Below are 17,553 nucleotides of genomic sequence, written 5' to 3' on the forward strand. Positions count from 1 at the left end.
GCGCGCGGGTGATCTGAGAAACTGGAACACGTGATTGTCATCGCCTGCCCTGGACAGGGCTCTCAGACCCCCGGCTTCCTGAGCGAGTGGCTCGACCTCCCCGGCGGCCGCGAGTTCCTGCGCGAAGCCTCCGAGCGCTCCGGCGTCGACCTCATCGCGCACGGCACGGAGAGCGACGCCGACACGATCCGGGACACCGCGATCGCGCAGCCGCTCATCGTCGCCGCGAGCATCCTCGCGTGGCGCGAGCTCTCGGCTCGCACCGATCTGTCCGCGGTCGGCGTCGCCGGTCACTCCGTGGGCGAGTTCGCCGCCGCGACGGCGGCCGGCGTGCTCGACGCGGGTGACGCGCTCGCGCTCGTGGGCGTGCGCGGTCGGGCCATGGCCGAGGCCGCGGCTCGCGAGGAGACCGGCATGGCCGCGGTCGTCGGCGGCGTTGAAGCCGACGTGCTCGCGAAGATCGCCGAGCACGGGCTCACGCCCGCGAACCGCAACGGCGGCGGTCAGATCGTCGCCGCGGGCTCCCGCGCCGCGCTCGCCGCGCTGGCCGAGGACGCGCCGCGCGCCGCGCGCGTGATCCCGCTCCAGGTCGCCGGTGCGTTCCACACCGACTACATGGCGAGCGCGATCCCCGCGCTTCGCGAGGCCGCGAGCGGCGTCGCCGCCGCCGATCCCACGCACCCGCTCTGGACGAACGCCGACGGCACTCGCGTGACGAGTGGCGAGCGCTACGTCGAGCTGCTCGTCTCGCAGATCGCGCAGCCCGTGCGCTGGGACGCCTGCATGGCAGACTTCCAGGAGGCCGGCATCACGGGCCTCATCGAGCTCACGCCCGCGGGCGCGCTCTCGGGGATCGCGAAGCGCGCGCTGAAGGGCGTGCCGAGCGTCGCCATCAAGTCCCCCGCCGACCTCGACGCGGCGGTCGCCATGATCGCCGAAGCCGCCTGACCGAAGGACACCTGACTATGTCTCCTCTCGTGCAGCCCACCGGGCCGATGCACTCCCGGATCCTCTCCATCGGCGCCGCCCGCGGCGACCTCGATGTGCCGAACGACGACCTCGTCGGCCCGATCGATTCCTCGGACGAGTGGATCCGCCAGCGCACCGGCATCATCCAGCGCCGCCGCGCGAGCGCCGAGCTCTCGGCCGTCGACCTCGCCGTCGCCGCGGGTGAGGAGGCCATCGTGCGCTCCGGGCTCGAGCGCTCGGAGATCGACGGCGTGATCATCTCCACGATCTCAAACGTCGCGGTGACCCCGTCGATGGCCGCGCTCGCCGCGCACCGCCTGGGCCTCACCCCCGCGGCCGCCTTCGACATCTCCGCCGCCTGCGCAGGGTACGTCTACGGCGTGGCTCAGGCCGACGCGCTCGTGCGCTCGGGGGTTTGCTCGAACGTGCTCGTGATCGGCGCGGAGAAGCTCTCCGATCTCGTCGACCCGACCGACCGCAGCATTTCCTTCCTCCTCGCGGACGGCGCCGGCGCCGTCGTCGTCGGTCCGAGCGACCACGCGGGCATCGGCCCGACGGTGTGGGGCTCCGACGGCGAGAAGTGGGACACGATCCGGATGACCTCGACGTTCGAGGAGTACCGGAACAACCCGACCGAGGTCGCGTGGCCCACCCTGCGCCAGGACGGTCAGACCGTGTTCCGCTGGGCGGTGTGGGAGATGGCGAAGGTCGCCCGCCAGACGCTCGAGGAGTCGGGGATCGAGGCGAAGGATCTCGCCGCGTTCATCCCCCACCAGGCGAACGCCCGCATCGTCGACGAGTTCGCGAAGCAGCTGAAGCTGCCCGAGAGCGTCGTCGTCGCGCGCGACATCGAGATGCAGGGCAACACCTCCGCGGCATCGATCCCGCTCGCGATGCACGCGCTGCTCGAGGAGCACCCCGAGCTCTCCGGCGGCCTCGCCCTCACGATCGGCTTCGGCGCCGGTCTCGTCTACGGCGCGCAGGTCGTCGAGATCCCCTAATCCCCTCGGGGTTCCCGCGCGCGGCTCCGCGGCGCCGCGCGCGGCCCCCGATACACTTCATCAGCCAGTACCAACCTAAGGAGAAACACCATGGCATTCAGCAACGAAGAGGTCCTCGCAGGTCTTGCAGAGCTCATCAACGACGAGACCGGGATCGCGGCCGACGTCGTCGCTCTCGACAAGTCGTTCACCGATGATCTCGACATCGACTCGATCTCCATGATGACGATCGTCGTCAACGCGGAGGAGAAGTTCGACGTCAAGATCCCCGACGAGGAGGTCAAGAACCTCAAGACCGTCGGCGACGCTGTCGACTTCATCGTCAAGGCTCAGGCCTAACGACTCCCCGGTCGCCGGGAGGCGAGCACGTGCTCGCCTCCCCGCCCGGAACCCCTCGCCCAGCCCAAGGATTCACCCCACCCGGAGCAGCATCACATGACGAAGAAGATTGTCGTTACCGGCATCGGCGCCACCTCCCCGATCGGCGGAACCGCCGCGGAGAGCTGGGACGCGCTCATCGCCGGCGCCTCTGGCGCGAAGACCCTTGCCCACGACTGGGTGGCGCAGTACGAACTCCCGGTCCAGTTCGCCGCAGAGGCGAAGGTGCGCCCCGAAGAGGTGCTCGCCCGACCGGTCGCGAAGCGCCTTGACCCCTCGAGCCAGTTCGCGCTCATCGCCGCGATGGAGGCGTTTGCGGACGCCGGCTCCCCCGAACTTGATTCCGAGCGCCTCGGCGTCGACTGGGCGACCGGCATCGGCGGCCTCTGGTCGCTGCTCGACGCCTGGGACACCCTCCGCGAGAAGGGCCCGCGCCGTGTCATGCCGCTGACGGTGCCCATGCTCATGCCGAACGCGCCCGCCGCCGCGGTCTCGATGCACTTCGAGGCCCGCGCCTACGCGCGCACCGTCGCCTCGGCCTGCGCGTCGAGCACCGAGTCGATCGCCGCCGCGTACGAGCATATCCAGGCCGGCTACGCCGACGTCGTGATCGCGGGCGGATCCGAGTCCGCGATCCACCCGATTACGCTCGCGGCGTTCTCCTCGATGCAGGCCCTGTCGAAGCGGAACGATTCCCCCGAGACGGCCTCGCGCCCCTACAGCATCGACCGCGACGGCTTCGTCATGGGCGAGGGCGCTGCCGCACTCGTCATCGAGAGCGAGGAGCACGCCCTCGCCCGCGGCGCGCGCATCTACGCAGAGATCGCCGGCGGCGGTGTGACGGCGGATTCGTATCACATCACCGCGAACGATCCCGAGGGCCGTGGTGCGAGCCGCGCCGTTGAGATGGCGCTCGCACAGGCCGGCGCGACGCCCGACGAGGTGACGCACATCAACGCGCACGCGACGTCCACCCCCGTGGGCGATGTCGCCGAGTACGCGGCGCTCCGCAAGGTCTTCGGCGACCGGATCGACTCGATCCCGGTCTCCGCGACCAAGGGCGCGACCGGCCACCTCCTCGGCGGCACGGGCGCGCTGGAGGCGCTGTTCACGATCCTCGCCGTGAAGAACCGCGTGGCTCCCCCGACGATCAACCTCTCCGAGCAGGATCCCGAGATCCCGCTGCAGGTGTCGGGCTCGGCGCAGGAGCTCGGCTCGGAGCCGCAGCTCGCGATCTCGAACTCCTTCGGCTTCGGCGGGCACAACGCCGTCGTGGCCATCCGCTCCTACGACGCCTAGCACCCCCGCTCCGCCGCCCCTCGGGTGCGGCGGAGCGTCGCGGCCGTCGTGCTCGGCAGACGAAGAGGCCCCCTCCCGGTTCGGGAGGGGGCCTCTTCGTCAGGACTGGGCGCTCGCGCCGATCGCGTTCGCTATGCGGCGATGTGCGAGGCGAGGAACCAGCGATCCTTGTCGAGCTGCTGGGCGATCGCGATGACGATGTCCTGGCTCACGGGATCGATCTCCTCGAGCCCCTTGACCGCTGCGTAGACCGTGACGAGCGTCGCATCGATCTGAGCGACCATGTCGCGGATCGCGGCGTCGGCCTGCTGGAAGCCGTCCGCGAGCTCCGGGGTCGTGGTGCGCGCAGCGACGGTGCCGATGCGGCCGTCCACGGGCAGGCCGAGGGCGACGATCCGCTCGGCGACCTCATCGTAGGCGTCGCGTGCACGGTCCACGACCTCGTCGAGGAGCTCGTGCACCGCGATGAAGTTCGTGCCGCGGACGTGCCAGTGCGCCTGCTTGCCGTTGACCGAGAGCGCGATGAGATCGTGCACCACGGGGGTGAGGTACTGCGAGACGCCGCTCGGACGGTGCAGCTCGCCCTGGGCGGCGGGAACGGTGATCTGGGTCGTTGCCATGAAGTGGATCCCCTTCGTTTCGGATGAGCCCGGACCGGGTGGATCCGGGGCTCCTGTCAACCAACACTCTCAACGGTACGCCGATTTTTGGGGAGCGCAAGCAAGGAAAGGCTGGGCTTACCGCGCGGAAAGTCCCCGATGGGGGCCAAGAATTGACCCCCGACCGGGGAGTTCCTAGGCGAAGACGCGCGCGAGGAAGTCGACCGGCTCCACGCGGGGCCCGGTGAAGAACGGCGTCTCCTCCTTCACGTGGCGGCGCGCGTCGGTGGCCCGCAGCTCGCGCATGAGATCGACGATCCGGAGGAGGTCGGCCGACTCGAACGCGAGCAGCCATTCGTAGTCGCCGAGCGCGAAGGACGCGACCGTGTTCGCGAGCACGTCGCCGTAGTCGCGAGCCGCGGCGCCGTGCTCGCGGAGCATCTCCCGGCGCTCCGCGTCGGGCAGCAGGTACCAGTCGTTGCTGCGCACGAACGGGTACACGCACACGAAATCGCCGGGGGCGTCGCCCGCGAGGAACGCGGGCACGTGGCCGCGGTTGAACTCGGCGGCGCGGTGCACGCCGATGTTCGACCAGACGGGGGCGAGCCGACCGGCCGTCCACTCGAGCACCGTGCGGTAGGCGCGCTGCAGTGCAGCCGTGTCCGGGGCGTGCCACCAGATCATCAGGTCCGCGTCGGCGCGGAAGCCGGCGAGGTCGTACCAGCCGCGCGTGGTGAGCCCCGGGATCGCGTCGAGTTCGGCGACCAGCCCGGCCGCGATGCTCCGCCAGGCGGGGGTCACCCCCACGCCGTCGCTCGGACGCGTCTCGCGGAACACCGCGTACATCGTGTAGTTGGTCTCGGCGTTGATGCGCTCGGCAACGGCGCTGTGATCGACGACGGGGGCGGACGAGCTCATGGGGTCTCCGTTCAGAGGGTGGTCGTGCAAAGGGATGCGTGGGCCGCGTGCGGGATCAGTCGTCGGTGCCGGCGATGACGGGGATCCCCGTGACCTCGCCGTGGCGCATCCGGCAGCTGTTCGCGGGTGCGACGTCGGGGAACGCGCCGAGCGAGCCAGCCGTGGGCGCCGGGACGTCCTCGCCGCGCTCGCGTGCCGCACGCTCCAGGATCATGTCGACGAGGCCGCGGATGAAGGGCTCGCGGACGCTCACCGTGCCGGCGCGCGCCGCTGCGATGCCGTGTTCGGCTGCCGTCTCGAGCGCCTCCACGTCGAGGTCGAAGGCGACCTCCATGTGGTCCGAGATGAAGCCGATCGGTGCGATCACGATCTTCGTGACTCCCGCACCCGCAAGCGCCTCGATGTGGTCGTTGACGTCGGGCTCGAGCCACGGGGTGCGCGGATCGCCCGAGCGGGAGCAGTAGGCGAGCGAGGACGGGAGCGCGGCGCCGGTGCGCTCGGCGAGCGCCGCATCGATCACGGCGCGGACGTCCTCGTGCTGCTCGCGGTACCCCGCTCCGGTCACGGCGGAGGCGTCCTGCATGGTGTCGGGGATCGAGTGGGTGACGTACACGATGTGCGCGTCGGCGAGCCCGCCGGCGAGGGACTCCCCGGCCTCGATGATCGCGTCGAGGTTGGCGGTGACGAAGCCGGGATCATTGAAGAACGGGCGGAGGATGTCGATGCGCGGGGCGATCGCGCCGAGCTCCGTGGTCGCCGCGGCGAGGTGCTCGCGGTACTGGCGGCTGCCCGAGTAGGAGGCGTAGGCGCTCGTCACGAGCGTGAGCACGCGGCGGGCGCCGAACGCGGCCGCGTCGCGCAGCGTGTCGACGGTGTACGGGTGCCAGTTCCGGTTGCCCCACACGACGGGCAGTGCGATCTCGCGGCGCGCGAGCTCCGCCTGGAGTGCCGCGACGAGCTCGAGGTTCTGCTCGTTGATCGGGCTGCGGCCGCCGAAGTGGTGGTAGTGCTCGCCGACCTCGGCGAGGCGGGCCTCGGGAATTCCCTTGCCGCGAGTGACGTTGCGCAGGAAGGGAATGACATCTTCAGTGGCGTTCGGGCCGCCGAAGGAGCAGACGAGGAGGGCGTCGTAGGGAAGGGCATGTTCCGTCATGCTCTGCACCGTATCACCAGGTTTCCTGTAGATCTGATGTATAACATCGGATGTGTAAGATCTGATCTGGAAATCGATGGAATCTGTCGGTTCACAGCTTCACGCACCCCCGCACCGCGCCCGTTCCGGGCGCCGCCGATCCCGACAGGACCCCCGTGCCCCGCACTCGAATCTGGCTCGCCGCCGCGCTCTCGGCGGCGCTCCTCGTCCTCGTCGCGCTCGGCTCGCTGACACTCGGGATCGTGCGCCTGCCGCTCGACGAGACGCTGCGCGCGCTCGTCGACCCGAGCGGCGTCGCGCAGCGCACGGGCGCCGTCGTCTGGACGATCCGGCTCCCTCGCGTCGTCGTCGCCATGCTGGTCGGCGCCGCCCTCGCGGTGGCCGGAGTCGTGATGCAGGCGATCCTGCGCAACCCGCTCGCCGAGCCCGGCATCACGGGTGTCTCCGCGGGCGCGGCGGTCGGCGCCGTCGCGAGCATGACGCTCGGCTTCACCGGCTCAGCGCAGTGGGGCATCCCGCTCGCCGCGTTCGCGGGCGCCGCGGCCGTCACGCTCGTGCTGCAGCTCGTGCTGCGCACCCGGCGCGACCTCGGCTCGGCGACGGTGATCCTGATTGGCGTGTCGCTCAGCGCGCTCGCTGGCGCGCTCATCAACGTGCTCATTGCGAACGCGAGCGACGACGCGCTCGTGCGCAGCGCGATGTTCTGGCTCGCGGGAGACCTCGAACTGCGCACCTGGCAGCACGCCGCCCTGGCGGTGGGCCCGATTCTGCTCGGCGGCGCCTGGCTGCTCAGCCGGCACCGCCAGCTCGACGCGCTCGCCCTCGGCGACCAGATCGCGGCAACCTCGGGCGTGCACGTGCAGCGCGAGCGATTCGGGCTGCTCCTCGTCGCCTCGCTCATCACGGGCGCAGCGGTATCGGTGAGCGGCATCATCAGCTTCGTCGGCCTCGTCGTGCCGCACGCCATGCGCCTCCTCGTCGGGGCCTCCCACGCGCGCCTCCTGCCGCTCTCCGCGCTCGGCGGAGCCCTGTTCCTCGTGCTCGCCGACACGGTCGCGCGCACCGCCTTCGGCTCCGTCGTGGTGCAGACCGGCGTCGTGGCCGCGCTGATCGGCGCCCCCGTGTTCCTCGCGCTCCTCCTGCGGCGGGGGGCACGCGCATGAGCGCGCCCGGCGCCCGCCTCGACGCCTTCGCTGCCCTCCGTGGCGGGCGCACGCTGAGCGCACCCATCACGCTCGAGCTGCCGCGCGGCAGCGTGCTCGCCCTCGTCGGGCCGAACGGGGTGGGCAAGTCCTCGCTGCTCGCCGCGCTCGCGCACACGGGCGTGGCCTCGCGCGGGAGTTTCTCGGCCGCGGGCGCCGAACTCGGGACGCTGCGCTACCGGGACCGCGCTCGCGCGCTCGCGCTCCTGCCCCAGGACCTCGCCGCGCCACCCGAACTCACCGTTGCCGAACTCGTCGGCGTCGGCGCACGCGCCGGTGGCGCGGCCGATCCCGCTCAGGCGAGTGCAGCGGCGCTCGCACGCTGCGGCATTGCGGAGCTCGGCGCCCGCCGCTTCGGGACGCTGTCCGGCGGGCAGCGCCAGCTCGCCCACCTCGCGCGCGTGCTCGCACAGGACACTCCGATCGTGCTCCTCGACGAGCCAACCTCGGCGCTCGATCTCGCGCACCAGCGAGCGGTCGAGGAGACCATCCGTGCGCTCGCGGACGACGGCCGGATCGTGATCGCGGCGCTCCACGACCTCGGGATCGCCCTCCATGTGAGCAGCCACGTACTGCTGCTGGAGCGCGGCGGTGGCTTCGCCGTGGGCTCCCCCGCGGAGGTGCTCACCGCCGAGCGCGTGCACGCCACCTACGGCGTGCACACGGAGCTCGTCACGGCCCCCGGCGGTCGGCAGGTGCTCGTGCCGCGGGACACGCCCGCCCAGCACGCCGTGCTGTCCATTCCGGCGACCCAGGCGTCCCCGCACACGCCCGCGTCTGCGCCCGACCCCGCTCCCGCGGTGCCGCCGCCCACGTGACCCGGCGCTCCCGCTCCCAGTTCTCCCGCTCCCAGCTCACCCCTCCCGTCTTTCCCGTCTCCGACCGGCGCCCGATCCGGCGCCCGCCCGAAAGGACCGCCGTGCTCGCTCAACGCACACGCACCCGAACCACCGCACTCCTCCTCGCCGCGACCGCCGCGACCGCCGCGCTCAGCCTGGCCCTCACTGGCTGCGCCGCGGGCGCGACCGACACGGCGCCCGCATCGCAGGCCGCCGACGCTCCGGCCGATGCGCCGGCGTTCCCCCGCACGATCACGGTGCCCGGCGCCCACGGTGCCGAGGCCACCACGCTCGAACTCGAATCGGCCCCCGAGGCCATCGCCGCGCTCGACTACGAGAGCGCCGAGGTGCTCGCCGAGCTCGGCCTCGCGGACCGCCTCGTGCTCATCCCCGAAGCGGTGCTCAACCCCGCGCTCGGCGGGCACGTGGACGAGCTGCGCGGTGTCCCGGAGACGATCAAGGTCGCGATGGAGCTCGATCCCGAGACGGTGATCTCGCTCGCCCCGGATCTCGTCGTGATGAGCCCTCGGCACGGCGCGGAGACGCGCATGGGCGGCGTGTTCGCGCAGGCCGGGGTGCCGACGCTCCAGCTCCCCGATTCCTGGACCGGCGTCGACGAGCTCACCGCGAACATCGCGCTCATCGGTGAAGCGACGGGCGAGGACGCGGCCGCCGAGCAGCTGGTCGACACGATCGATGCGGGCCTGCGGCCCAGCGCGACTCCGCACGACGCCCGGGTCCTCGTGCTGAGCAACCAGGCCGGACGGCCGTTCGTCACGGCGGGCAACGCGTTCCCGCTCCGACTGCTCGAACTCACGGGCGCGCGCGACGTGAGCGCGGAGCTCGGGATCGAGACGACCGGCCCGATCTCCGCCGAGCAGATCGTGCAAGCAGATCCGGACGGGATCCTGCTCGTCGACATGAACGGGAGCGGCGAGCGGCTGTTCGCGGAACTGCTCGCGAACCCCGCCGTCGCCGCGCTGCCGGGCGCGCAGCGCACCCTGCTCGTCACGGGCTCCGAGGTGCAGGCGCTCGGTCTCGCCGGAACGATCGACGGCCTCGCCACGATCGATGCGTGGGTCGGGGGTCTCGCGGAATAGCCGCGCCCGGGTCCACGCACCCGGGATCCGCTCACAGCCCTCTCCTTGCCGGGTTTCGCGCCGCATGCTCACCCACGCGGCGCGTGCCCAGCTGAGGTGACCCTTCCCTCGCTATAGTTGAGCCACGTATTCGGTTTCTCCACAGGAGTTGCTTCGATGGCTTCCACAACACGCGGTTCGCAGAAGGCGCGCGACACGCTCGACTTTCTGCGCGAGAAGATCTCCTCCAGCGAGTGGGACGTCGGCGCGCTCATTCCGAAGGAGCCCGAGCTCATGGAGCTCATCGGCGTCGGCAAGTCCACGGTGCGCGAGGCTGTGCGCTCGCTCGCAGCCTTCGGCATGCTCGAGACGGTTCCGGGAGTCGGCACCTTCGTGCGTGCCCGCACCCCGGTGAGCACGCTGCTCACCGAGTTCCTCGCGGATCACGATCTCGAAGAGGTGCTCGTGTACCGCCGCTCGCTCGAGATCGAGGCTGCGCAGCACGCGGCCGTGCACCGCTCAGAGGAGCAGCTCGCCGGCCTGCGCGAGGCCGTGCGCCGCGCCCAGGAGGCCGTTCCCGGCACGGCGGTCGACTCCTGCGACCACAGCACCAACCCGGGCGCCTTCCACCTGCTCGTCGTCGAGGCGAGCGGAAGCAAGCTGCTGCTCGACCTCTACCTCGGTGTGATGTCGCTCCTCCAGCGCGCGGCCGCCGAGGGGCGGGTCATCCTCGGCACCACGCTCGACACCATGCACCTCGACCACGGAGCCGTGCTCGAAGCGATCGCTGAGCGCGACGTGCGTAGCGCCGCCCACTCCATGGCCCTCCACGTCGACCGCGACCTCGGGCTGCGCACCGACATGCTCGACTTCACGGCGCAGACCGAGCGTGCCGCGTCGCTCATCGGCGCGGGCTACGACCCGGGCGCGAGCCCGGAGGATGCCGAGGGGCAGCCGGTCGAGCTGACCCTTCGCCCAGGCGGAGAATAGCAGCTCGCTCGGGCGCGAGCTGCTCGCTGGATTGCGAGGCGCTTGCGCTTGAGCGATCAGCTAGGCGCTGAGGAAGCGCTCGCGCACCGCGTCGCGCTCGACGGTGCTGAGCCCCAGCGCGCGCTCGAAGTACCCGTCCATGTCGCCGTACTCGGAGCGCACCTGCGCGAAGGCGGTATCGAGGTAGTCCTCCTGCACCCCGAGCAGCGGGCGCAGCAGATCGGGATCGACCCCGGCCTCCTCGGCGCGCGCGAACAGCGGCGCGAGCCGCGGCAGCAGGTCGGTGTTCGTGCGGAGGTAGTCGGCGCGGATCGCCTCATCCGGTGCACCGAGCAGCGCGAGCAGCGATGCGGCGCCCCACCCGGTGCGGTCCTTGCCCGTGGTGCAGTGGAAGATCACGGCCCCCGGAGCGGCGGAGTCGCCGAGCCGCAGGAAGAACTCGCGGTAGGCGGCGCGCGCCGACGGCAGCGAGACGATCTCCCGATAGGAATCGCGCAGCGCTTCCGCGATCCCGCCGCCTGAGACGAGCGCGAGGAACTGCGCCGGATCGGCGAGGAGCGCCGGGATGTTCGCGGCGCCCGCCCCGGGACTGTCCGCGAGCACATCGAGCGCGAGCGGGGCGATCTCGGCGGGCAGGCGATCCGGCGCCGCGGAGGTTTCGGCCGCCGTGCGGAAGTCGACCGCGAGCGCGATCCCGCGCGCTGCGAGCTCGGCACCGTCTTCGGGCGACAGTTCGGCGAGCGAGGCGGAGCGGAACACGCGTCCCCGCGCGACCGTGCCGCCCGCAGCGGGGAGGCCGCCCAGGTCCCGGAGGTTCGCGACGCTCGCGAGCTCGATGCCGCGATCGTCGGAGGAGTGGGCGAGAGCGTCGGTTCCCTGCTGCATGAGCCTCAGTCTAGGGGGCGGAGGCCCGGCCGCGCCCGGTCTGAGTCCGTGCGGGGCCCACGCGGGGTCCGCGCTGGGCTCGTGCGCTCACCCCGCCGCGCAGGATTCGGTCGAGTCTGATCCGGTATGGGGGCCGATTCGTGCAGCAGAGTCGCTCGAATCTTCGTGGGCGCATCCGGTCCCCTAGGATGGGAGGGTTGTTTCGGGGCGGTAGCTCAGTTGGTTAGAGCATCGGACTCATAATCCGCCGGTCACGGGTTCAAGCCCCGTCCGCCCTACTGCGCGCCGAGCGAGGCTTCGCGTGGCGCTCGCTGCTCGTTGCCCGTGAGGTGCGTGCCGCAGCCCGGACCCGCACTCCGGACCCGCACTCCGGACCCGCAGCCCGAATCCGGAGCCGCGCCCCCACCCCGGATCCGGTGCCGCGCCCACTCCCCGCTCCATTTGCTATAGCATATAGGAATGTCGAGCATCGGAGCAAAGGAGACCAGATGACGACCACGCAGAATTCACACCCCCGTACCCCGGAGCAGTCGGACGCCATCGGGCGCAGCGCCATGAAGAAGGCGATCTGGCGACTCGCGCCGTTCCTCGGCGTGCTGTACCTCGTCGCCTACATCGACCGGAACAATGCCGGCTTCGCGAAGCTCGAGATGACCGCCTCGCTCGGGATCACGGAGGCCGCCTTCGGCTTGGCCGCGGGAATCTTCTTCATCGGCTACCTCCTGTTCGAGGTGCCGAGCAATCTGCTCCTCGAGCGCTTCGGTGCGCGGAAGTGGATCGCCCGTATCATGGCGAGCTGGGGCATCGTCGCCGTGGTGACCGCGTTCGTGCAGGACGCGGTGCAGTTCGGCATCATCCGCTTCATCCTCGGCGTGGCCGAGGCCGGATTCTTCCCGGGCGTCCTGCTGTACCTCACGCTGTGGTTCCCGCGCGAGTACCGCACGCAGGTGCTCGTGATCTTCAGCCTCTCGAACCCGCTCGCAAACGCGATCGCCGCGCCCATCTCGGGCTGGATCATGAACCTCCACGGCATGTGGGGCCTCGAGGGCTGGCAGCTCGTCTTCATCCTCGAGGGGATCCCGGCGGTGCTCCTCGCGTTCGCCGTGCTGAAGTGGCTGCCGGACAGCCCGAAGGATGCGAAGTGGCTCACGGGGGCCGAGCGGGACTGGATCACGGACTCGCTCGCCCGGGAGGCCGCGGACACTGAGGCGCGCCACGGCAAGATCCGCCTCCGCGAGGTGTTCGGCAACGGCAAGCTCTGGGCTCTGATCCTGCTCTTCTTCGGCATCGTCTTCGGCGCGTATGGGCTCGGCCTCTGGCTGCCGACGATCGTGAAGACGATGGGCGACTTCGACAACGGCACGACCGGGCTCCTCGTCGCGATCCCGAACCTCTGCGCCGCGCTCGTCATGATCCCCTGGGAGCGCGCGGCTCGCAGGCAGGGCAATATCCCGCTGCAGGTGGGGATCGCGCTCACCATCACGGCGCTCGCGCTCGTGGCCGCCGTCGCCGCTCAGGGCACTCCTGTGCTCGCGCTGGGCGCGCTCTGCGTCGGCATGTCGGCGCTCTTCTCCTCGACGCCGCTCTTCTGGAGCCTCCCGCCGCTGCTCCTCACCGGCACCGCCGCGGCCGCGGGCCTCGCCTTCATCAACTCGGTCGGCAACCTCGCGGGCTTCGCCGGGCCGTACGCGATCGGCTGGGTCAGCCAGTCGACGGGTTCGGCGGTCTGGGGCCTGCTGCTCATCGCGGCGCTCACGCTCATGGGTGCCGGGATCGCGTTCGCGCTCAGCCGTCGCGGGATGTTCGCGGGCCAGCTCCCGGGCGACGCAGCGGTGGCGCCCGGTGTAGCGGGGAACGGAGGAACTGGGGCCGAAGTGGCGCCGTCAGGGACCCAATCGCCGAGCCGGAAGGCCTGACCGGCCACGGAAGGCAGAACCGGCAACGGACAGCCGGAGCGTCCCCGGCTCAGGCCGGGGACAGCGCCATCGCGAGTGCGGTGACGAGCAGGAGTGCGAGGTACGCCCAGGCGTGCACGCGGTCCGGCAGCCGCACCGGTCGCCGCCGCAGCCAGACGATCACGGGGATCGCTCCGGCGAGGAGGGCGGCGGCCGATGCGGCGTCCACGGCGCCGAGCATGCTCGGCTGCGCGGAGAGCGCGGAGCCGGACGCCGCCCCACCCCCGGGCCCGGCTGCGGCCGTGCCGCCCAGCATCAGGAAGGCGGCCAGGGCCGGAGCGCTGAGCGCCAGGGTGAGGGGATTCGCGAGGGTCGTGGCGGTCGACATGGGCGCGCCGGCCCGGCGCAGCACGGGCACGGTCATGACGCTCCCGCCGACGCCGAGGAACGCGGCGAGCGCCCCGATCGGCAGCCCGAGCCACGCGGGCACGCGGGGACCGGCGGAAACGTCGGGGATCGGGGCAGCGGCGCCAGCAGCGGCAGAGGCAGTCGCCGGGCGGAAGAACCCGGGCCGGAGGAGCAGGTCCAGGATCGTGGCAAGCAGGTAGGCGACAAAGCCCCAGCGGATGAGGGGCGCCGGCGCCCCGAGCCCGGCCCACGCCCCGAGCGCGCCGCCGAGGCCGAGCAGCGCGAGCAGGAGCCCGCTGCCGCGGAGGGTGCGAAGCACGCGGCGAGGGGTCGCAGCAGTGGCGACGCCCGCGTTCACGACCATCACCGCCGCCGAGGTCGCGACCGCGACCGTGAGCGCCGCCGCGCCGAGCCGGGCGTCGGCCCAGGCGATCACGGGGACGGCGACGAAGCCGCCGCCGAAGCCGAAGAGCACGGTCGTGACGCCCGAGAGTGCGCCGATGGCGACGAGCACGAGCAGGGCGGTGAGGGTGGGGGTGTCCATGCCTCCCAGTCAACCGATCCGGGCCGCTGCGCACATTCGATGAACTGCATGGTTCATACGAGTTTCGGCCAGTAGGCTGGTCCCGTGCCCTACGCCACGGAAGCCACGCTCGCGGAACTGGACGGACTCCCCCGCGCCGTCGTCGCGATCGCCACGGTGTATCCACCGGATCACCTGCTCGACTGGCACCGGCACCGGCGCGCCCAACTGCTCTACGGCGCGCGCGGAACGATGCTCGTCGAGGCCGACGGCGGCGCGTGGACGGTGCCACCGAACCGCGCGGTGACGATCCCTCCCGGCGTGGCGCACCGCGTGCGGCTGCTCGGCGTCGAAACGAACAGCCTCTACCTGGAACCGAACGCCGTGCCCTGGTGGCCGAGCGAGTGCGCGGTCGTCGAGGTGTCACCGCTCCTTCGCGAGCTTCTCGCGGCGGCCGTGCGCATGCCTCCCGCCTACGCGCTAGCGGGCCGCGACGGAGCGCTCGCGGGCCTGATCCTGCACGAGCTCGCGGATCTCGCGCCGCTCCCCTTCCACATCGGCCTGCCCCGCGATCCCGCGCTCGCCGGACTCTGCCGTGCCTATCTCGCGGCCCCCGATGTGAGCGTCTCGAACCGGAGCTGGGCCCGGCAGCTGAACCGCAGCGAGCGGAGCCTCTCCCGGGCGTTCGCTGAGGACTGCGGCATGAGCCCCGCGGCCTGGCGGGTGCGCGCGCGGCTGCTCGCCGCTCTGCCGCTGCTGCGGGAGGGAACCGTCACCGAGGTATCCGGTGCACTCGGCTACGCGAGCCCGGCCGGCTTCTCCGCGGCGTTCAGCCGCGTGTTCGGCCAGGCGCCGTCGGCGTTCACGGGAGCGGTCGATCCTCGACGATGATCGTGGTGCGGTCGACGCGCGTGTGGCGCATGCCGAGAGCACCCCAGATGAGCGAGGCGCCGAAGACGAGCATGAGGAGCCCCGCGCAGAACGCGACGATGCTGAGCGCGGTGGCCGGCCAGATCAGCGCGAAGACGCCGCCGAGCACCGCGAGAATGCCGGGAACGAGCACGAAGCCGCTGCGGCCCGCGCCGAGGCGCGCGCTGAGGACGAGCCAGGAGACGCCGATGACGAGCAGGGCGGAGCCCACGAGCACCACGAGCGCGCGGCCCGTGAACTCGGAGAAGACGACGGCGAGCACGCCCGCGAGGATACAGACGGCGCCGAGCACGCGGGATCCCGCCCCGGGGCCGCTCCGCACGAGCATGGCGAGGCCGTTCGCGGTGAGCGCTACGCCGAAGATGATCGCCAGCATGCCGCTCGCTGCGATGAACGGCCAGACGATGAGGCCGATCGCCGCGAGCACGACCACGATGCCGACGATGAGCAGGATCCACCAGGGGGCACGCCGCGAGTCGCTCGTGACGATGCGGATCGGCTGTTCGCTCATGGGGGCTCCTGCAGCGGGGTGGCCGAGGGACGCTCGGCAGCGAGTGCGGCACGCGCCGCACCGTCAGTATCGCACGGGGGAACCGGGAAACCGCGGGAGCGGCGAGTGATTCAGCTCTCGGCGAGCGCGGGGGCCGCGGACTCGCCGCCCGCCTGAGGGTGGAAGCGCGCGAGCCCGATCACGCCCGCGATCGCGACGATCCCGGAGGCGATGTAGACGAGCACCGCCCAGCCGGGAGCGCCCGCCGCCTCCTGGAGGACGACGATGCCGATGAGCACCGCGACGATGGGGTCGATCACCGTGAGGCCGGCGACGACGAGATCCGGCGGCCCCGAGGAGTAGGCGTTCTGCACGAACACCATCCCGAGCAGGCCGCCTACGAGGAGCGCGACCACGCACGCCCAGGTGAGCCACTCGAACTCGCCCTGCTGGAAGCGGCCGATCACGGCCTTCGCGAAGGTGGCGACGAAGCCGTACAGCACGCCCGCGCCGACGATGTAGATGAGGGCGAAGCCGCGGTGCCGGAACGCGAGGAAGAGGATCAGCGCAAGCGCGAGCACGACCGCGAAGGTGATGAGGATCACGATCAGCTTCGTGTCGGTGACGGGCCGGTCGCGTGCCGTGAACGCGGCGATCGTGACGAAAGCGACGATTCCGACCACCGCGATCGAGATGGAGGCGCGGACCCGCTTGCCGAGGTGCACGCCGCTCACGCGCGAGTTCAGCACGGAGGTGATCACGAGTCCCACGACCCCGATGGGCTGCACGATAATGAGCGGCGAGAGCGACAGCGACCCGATCTGGAACGCCACGGCCAGGCCGAGGAGGAGCGTGCCGATGACCCAGGAGGGCCGGCGGAGCAGGTTGCGGATGTGCCCCCAGGAGAGCCCGGCGCCCGCGCTCTCCCCCACGATCCGCTCGACCTTATTGAGGCCGCGCGACTGGTACTGCGCGCCGAAGGCGAGCAGCGCGGCGCCCACGAGGGCGAGCGGGATCCCGAGGAACTGCGTGGGGTCGAGATCCGCAACCTGCTCGATCATGCGTCTCGCGCCGGTGCCTGGCGGCTCTCGCCGCGCATCACCTCGAGGAGCCGGGCCGCGGCGCGGGGCACCTCGTCGTTCACGATGATCTCGTCGAACTCGTCGGCGGCCGCGAGCTCGATCCGGGCGGTCTCGAGGCGGCGCTTGCGCTCCTCCTCGTCCTCGGTGCCGCGGCCGACGAGCCGCTGGACGAGTTCGTCCCAGCTCGGCGGCGCGAGGAACACGAGGCGTGCCTCGGGCATGCTGGCGCGCACCTGCCGGGCCCCCTGCAGGTCGATCTCGAGCAGCATGAGCTCGCCGCGCTCGGCGGCCTCGTCGACCGGGCCCCGCGGGGTGCCGTAGCGGTGCACGTTGTGCACGGTCGCCCACTCGAGGAGCTCGTCGGCCGCGAGCATGCGGTCGAAGCCCTCGTCGTCGACGAAGAAGTAGTGCGAGCCGTCGACCTCGCCGGGGCGGGGCGCGCGGGTCGTCGCCGAGACCGAGTGCCGCACCTCGGGGTAGTGCTCCCGGATGTAGTTCGCCACGGTGCCCTTGCCGACGGCGGTGGGGCCGGCGAGCACGGTCAGCGGGGGGCGCCCCGGAGCCGTCTCGGCGCCCGTGCGCTCGCGGACGAAGCGCTCGAGCCGCTCGCGCTGCAGCGCGCCGAGACCGCCGAGGCGCTTGCGCTCGGAGATCTCGAGCTGCTCGCGCACCCGCTCGGCCTTCACCACGCCGATGGCGGGGAAGGACAGCAGGAAGTCCGTGATGCGCAGGGTCGCCGCGGGGCTCCCCGGCACTCGGGACTGCTCGAGCACGCGGAGCGGCGAGAGCTCGCCGCTCCTCAGCCGGCGCTTGAGCTCGGCGCGCGCTTGGCGCGCCGCGATCGCTGCGCGGTTGGCCGCGACCCGATCAACCGCAGGCATGGAGCGTGCGGTGGGATCGTCTGAGTTGATCA

18 protein-coding genes and 1 tRNA gene are annotated in these 17,553 nt (G+C 71.7%); 11 read left to right on the plus strand and 8 right to left on the minus strand.

Features of this window, described 5'->3' with window-relative positions:
- The first annotated feature begins 30 nt into the window (after window positions 1-30).
- From U874_RS0102055 to U874_RS0102070, 4 genes are all read left to right on the plus strand, one after another.
- Window positions 31-948, plus strand: a complete 918-nt coding sequence (locus U874_RS0102055; RefSeq protein WP_025132887.1) for an ACP S-malonyltransferase — start codon at window positions 31-33, stop codon at window positions 946-948.
- A 17-nt stretch (window positions 949-965) separates the two neighbouring features.
- Window positions 966-1,970, plus strand: a complete 1,005-nt coding sequence (locus tag U874_RS0102060) for a beta-ketoacyl-ACP synthase III (protein ID WP_025132888.1) — start codon at window positions 966-968, stop codon at window positions 1,968-1,970.
- 90 nt (window positions 1,971-2,060) lie between these two features.
- A complete protein-coding gene (locus U874_RS0102065) occupies window positions 2,061-2,309 on the plus strand; it encodes an acyl carrier protein (RefSeq protein ID WP_017794148.1) in 249 nt (82 codons plus the stop codon).
- Window positions 2,310-2,405: 96 nt separating this feature from the next.
- Window positions 2,406-3,647, plus strand: coding sequence for a beta-ketoacyl synthase (locus tag U874_RS0102070; protein ID WP_025132889.1), 1,242 nt, complete (start codon window positions 2,406-2,408; stop codon window positions 3,645-3,647).
- A 131-nt stretch (window positions 3,648-3,778) separates the two neighbouring features.
- Here the strand turns inward: U874_RS0102070 and U874_RS0102075 are convergent, their stop codons facing one another.
- The 3 genes from U874_RS0102075 to U874_RS0102085 form a co-directional block, all read right to left on the minus strand.
- On the minus strand, window positions 3,779-4,267 hold the full coding sequence (locus U874_RS0102075; protein WP_025132890.1) for a Dps family protein: 489 nt from the start codon (window positions 4,265-4,267) through the stop codon (window positions 3,779-3,781).
- 174 nt (window positions 4,268-4,441) lie between these two features.
- The gene (gene hemQ, locus U874_RS0102080) at window positions 4,442-5,164 is read right to left on the minus strand and encodes a hydrogen peroxide-dependent heme synthase (protein ID WP_025132891.1); all 723 of its coding nucleotides are present in this window, start codon (window positions 5,162-5,164) and stop codon (window positions 4,442-4,444) included.
- A 55-nt stretch (window positions 5,165-5,219) separates the two neighbouring features.
- The gene (locus U874_RS0102085; RefSeq protein ID WP_025132892.1) at window positions 5,220-6,317 is read right to left on the minus strand and encodes a ferrochelatase; all 1,098 of its coding nucleotides are present in this window, start codon (window positions 6,315-6,317) and stop codon (window positions 5,220-5,222) included.
- Between the two features lie 155 nt (window positions 6,318-6,472).
- Between U874_RS0102085 and U874_RS0102090 the strand changes: the two genes are divergently transcribed.
- From U874_RS0102090 to U874_RS0102105, 4 genes are all read left to right on the plus strand, one after another.
- On the plus strand, window positions 6,473-7,480 hold the full coding sequence (locus U874_RS0102090) for an iron ABC transporter permease (RefSeq protein ID WP_025132893.1): 1,008 nt from the start codon (window positions 6,473-6,475) through the stop codon (window positions 7,478-7,480).
- Window positions 7,477-8,337, plus strand: a complete 861-nt coding sequence (locus U874_RS0102095) for an ABC transporter ATP-binding protein (protein ID WP_025132894.1) — start codon at window positions 7,477-7,479, stop codon at window positions 8,335-8,337. The genes U874_RS0102090 and U874_RS0102095 overlap by 4 nt, the downstream gene beginning before the upstream one ends.
- Window positions 8,338-8,438: 101 nt before the next feature.
- On the plus strand, window positions 8,439-9,458 hold the full coding sequence (locus U874_RS0102100) for an ABC transporter substrate-binding protein (RefSeq protein WP_025132895.1): 1,020 nt from the start codon (window positions 8,439-8,441) through the stop codon (window positions 9,456-9,458).
- Between the two features lie 156 nt (window positions 9,459-9,614).
- Window positions 9,615-10,427: a FadR/GntR family transcriptional regulator gene (locus tag U874_RS0102105; protein ID WP_025132896.1), complete on the plus strand. Its 813-nt coding sequence runs from the start codon at window positions 9,615-9,617 to the stop codon at window positions 10,425-10,427.
- A gap of 60 nt (window positions 10,428-10,487) precedes the next feature.
- On the opposite strand, the gene U874_RS0102110 is transcribed toward U874_RS0102105, so the two are convergent.
- The gene (locus tag U874_RS0102110; RefSeq protein WP_025132897.1) at window positions 10,488-11,312 is read right to left on the minus strand and encodes a tyrosine-protein phosphatase; all 825 of its coding nucleotides are present in this window, start codon (window positions 11,310-11,312) and stop codon (window positions 10,488-10,490) included.
- 204 nt (window positions 11,313-11,516) lie between these two features.
- On the opposite strand from U874_RS0102110, the gene U874_RS0102115 reads away from it, so the two are divergent.
- Together U874_RS0102115 and U874_RS0102120 are read left to right on the plus strand one after the other, a co-directional pair.
- Window positions 11,517-11,590: transfer RNA gene (locus U874_RS0102115), tRNA-Ile, on the plus strand.
- Window positions 11,591-11,800: 210 nt separating this feature from the next.
- On the plus strand, window positions 11,801-13,228 hold the full coding sequence (locus U874_RS0102120) for an MFS transporter (RefSeq protein ID WP_025132898.1): 1,428 nt from the start codon (window positions 11,801-11,803) through the stop codon (window positions 13,226-13,228).
- A gap of 49 nt (window positions 13,229-13,277) precedes the next feature.
- On the opposite strand, the gene U874_RS0102125 is transcribed toward U874_RS0102120, so the two are convergent.
- On the minus strand, window positions 13,278-14,159 hold the full coding sequence (locus U874_RS0102125) for a TSUP family transporter (RefSeq protein WP_036057572.1): 882 nt from the start codon (window positions 14,157-14,159) through the stop codon (window positions 13,278-13,280).
- A gap of 84 nt (window positions 14,160-14,243) precedes the next feature.
- On the opposite strand from U874_RS0102125, the gene U874_RS0102130 reads away from it, so the two are divergent.
- On the plus strand, window positions 14,244-15,029 hold the full coding sequence (locus tag U874_RS0102130; protein WP_025132900.1) for a helix-turn-helix domain-containing protein: 786 nt from the start codon (window positions 14,244-14,246) through the stop codon (window positions 15,027-15,029).
- Here U874_RS0102130 and U874_RS0102135 read toward each other — a convergent pair.
- The 3 genes from U874_RS0102135 to gmk all read right to left on the minus strand — a co-directional run bounded on the left by U874_RS0102135 (window position 15,001) and on the right by gmk (window position 17,521).
- On the minus strand, window positions 15,001-15,579 hold the full coding sequence (locus tag U874_RS0102135) for an HdeD family acid-resistance protein (protein WP_025132901.1): 579 nt from the start codon (window positions 15,577-15,579) through the stop codon (window positions 15,001-15,003). The genes U874_RS0102130 and U874_RS0102135 overlap by 29 nt on opposite strands.
- A gap of 110 nt (window positions 15,580-15,689) precedes the next feature.
- A complete protein-coding gene (locus U874_RS0102140; RefSeq protein ID WP_025132902.1) occupies window positions 15,690-16,619 on the minus strand; it encodes a DMT family transporter in 930 nt (309 codons plus the stop codon).
- Window positions 16,616-17,521, minus strand: coding sequence for a guanylate kinase (gmk, locus tag U874_RS0102145; RefSeq protein ID WP_232755844.1), 906 nt, complete (start codon window positions 17,519-17,521; stop codon window positions 16,616-16,618). The genes U874_RS0102140 and gmk overlap by 4 nt, the downstream gene beginning before the upstream one ends.
- Between the last annotated feature and the right edge of the window lie 32 nt (window positions 17,522-17,553).

Origin of the sequence: Leucobacter sp. PH1c (genome assembly GCF_000633415.1) — a bacterium.
Lineage (GTDB): Bacteria > Actinomycetota > Actinomycetes > Actinomycetales > Microbacteriaceae > Leucobacter.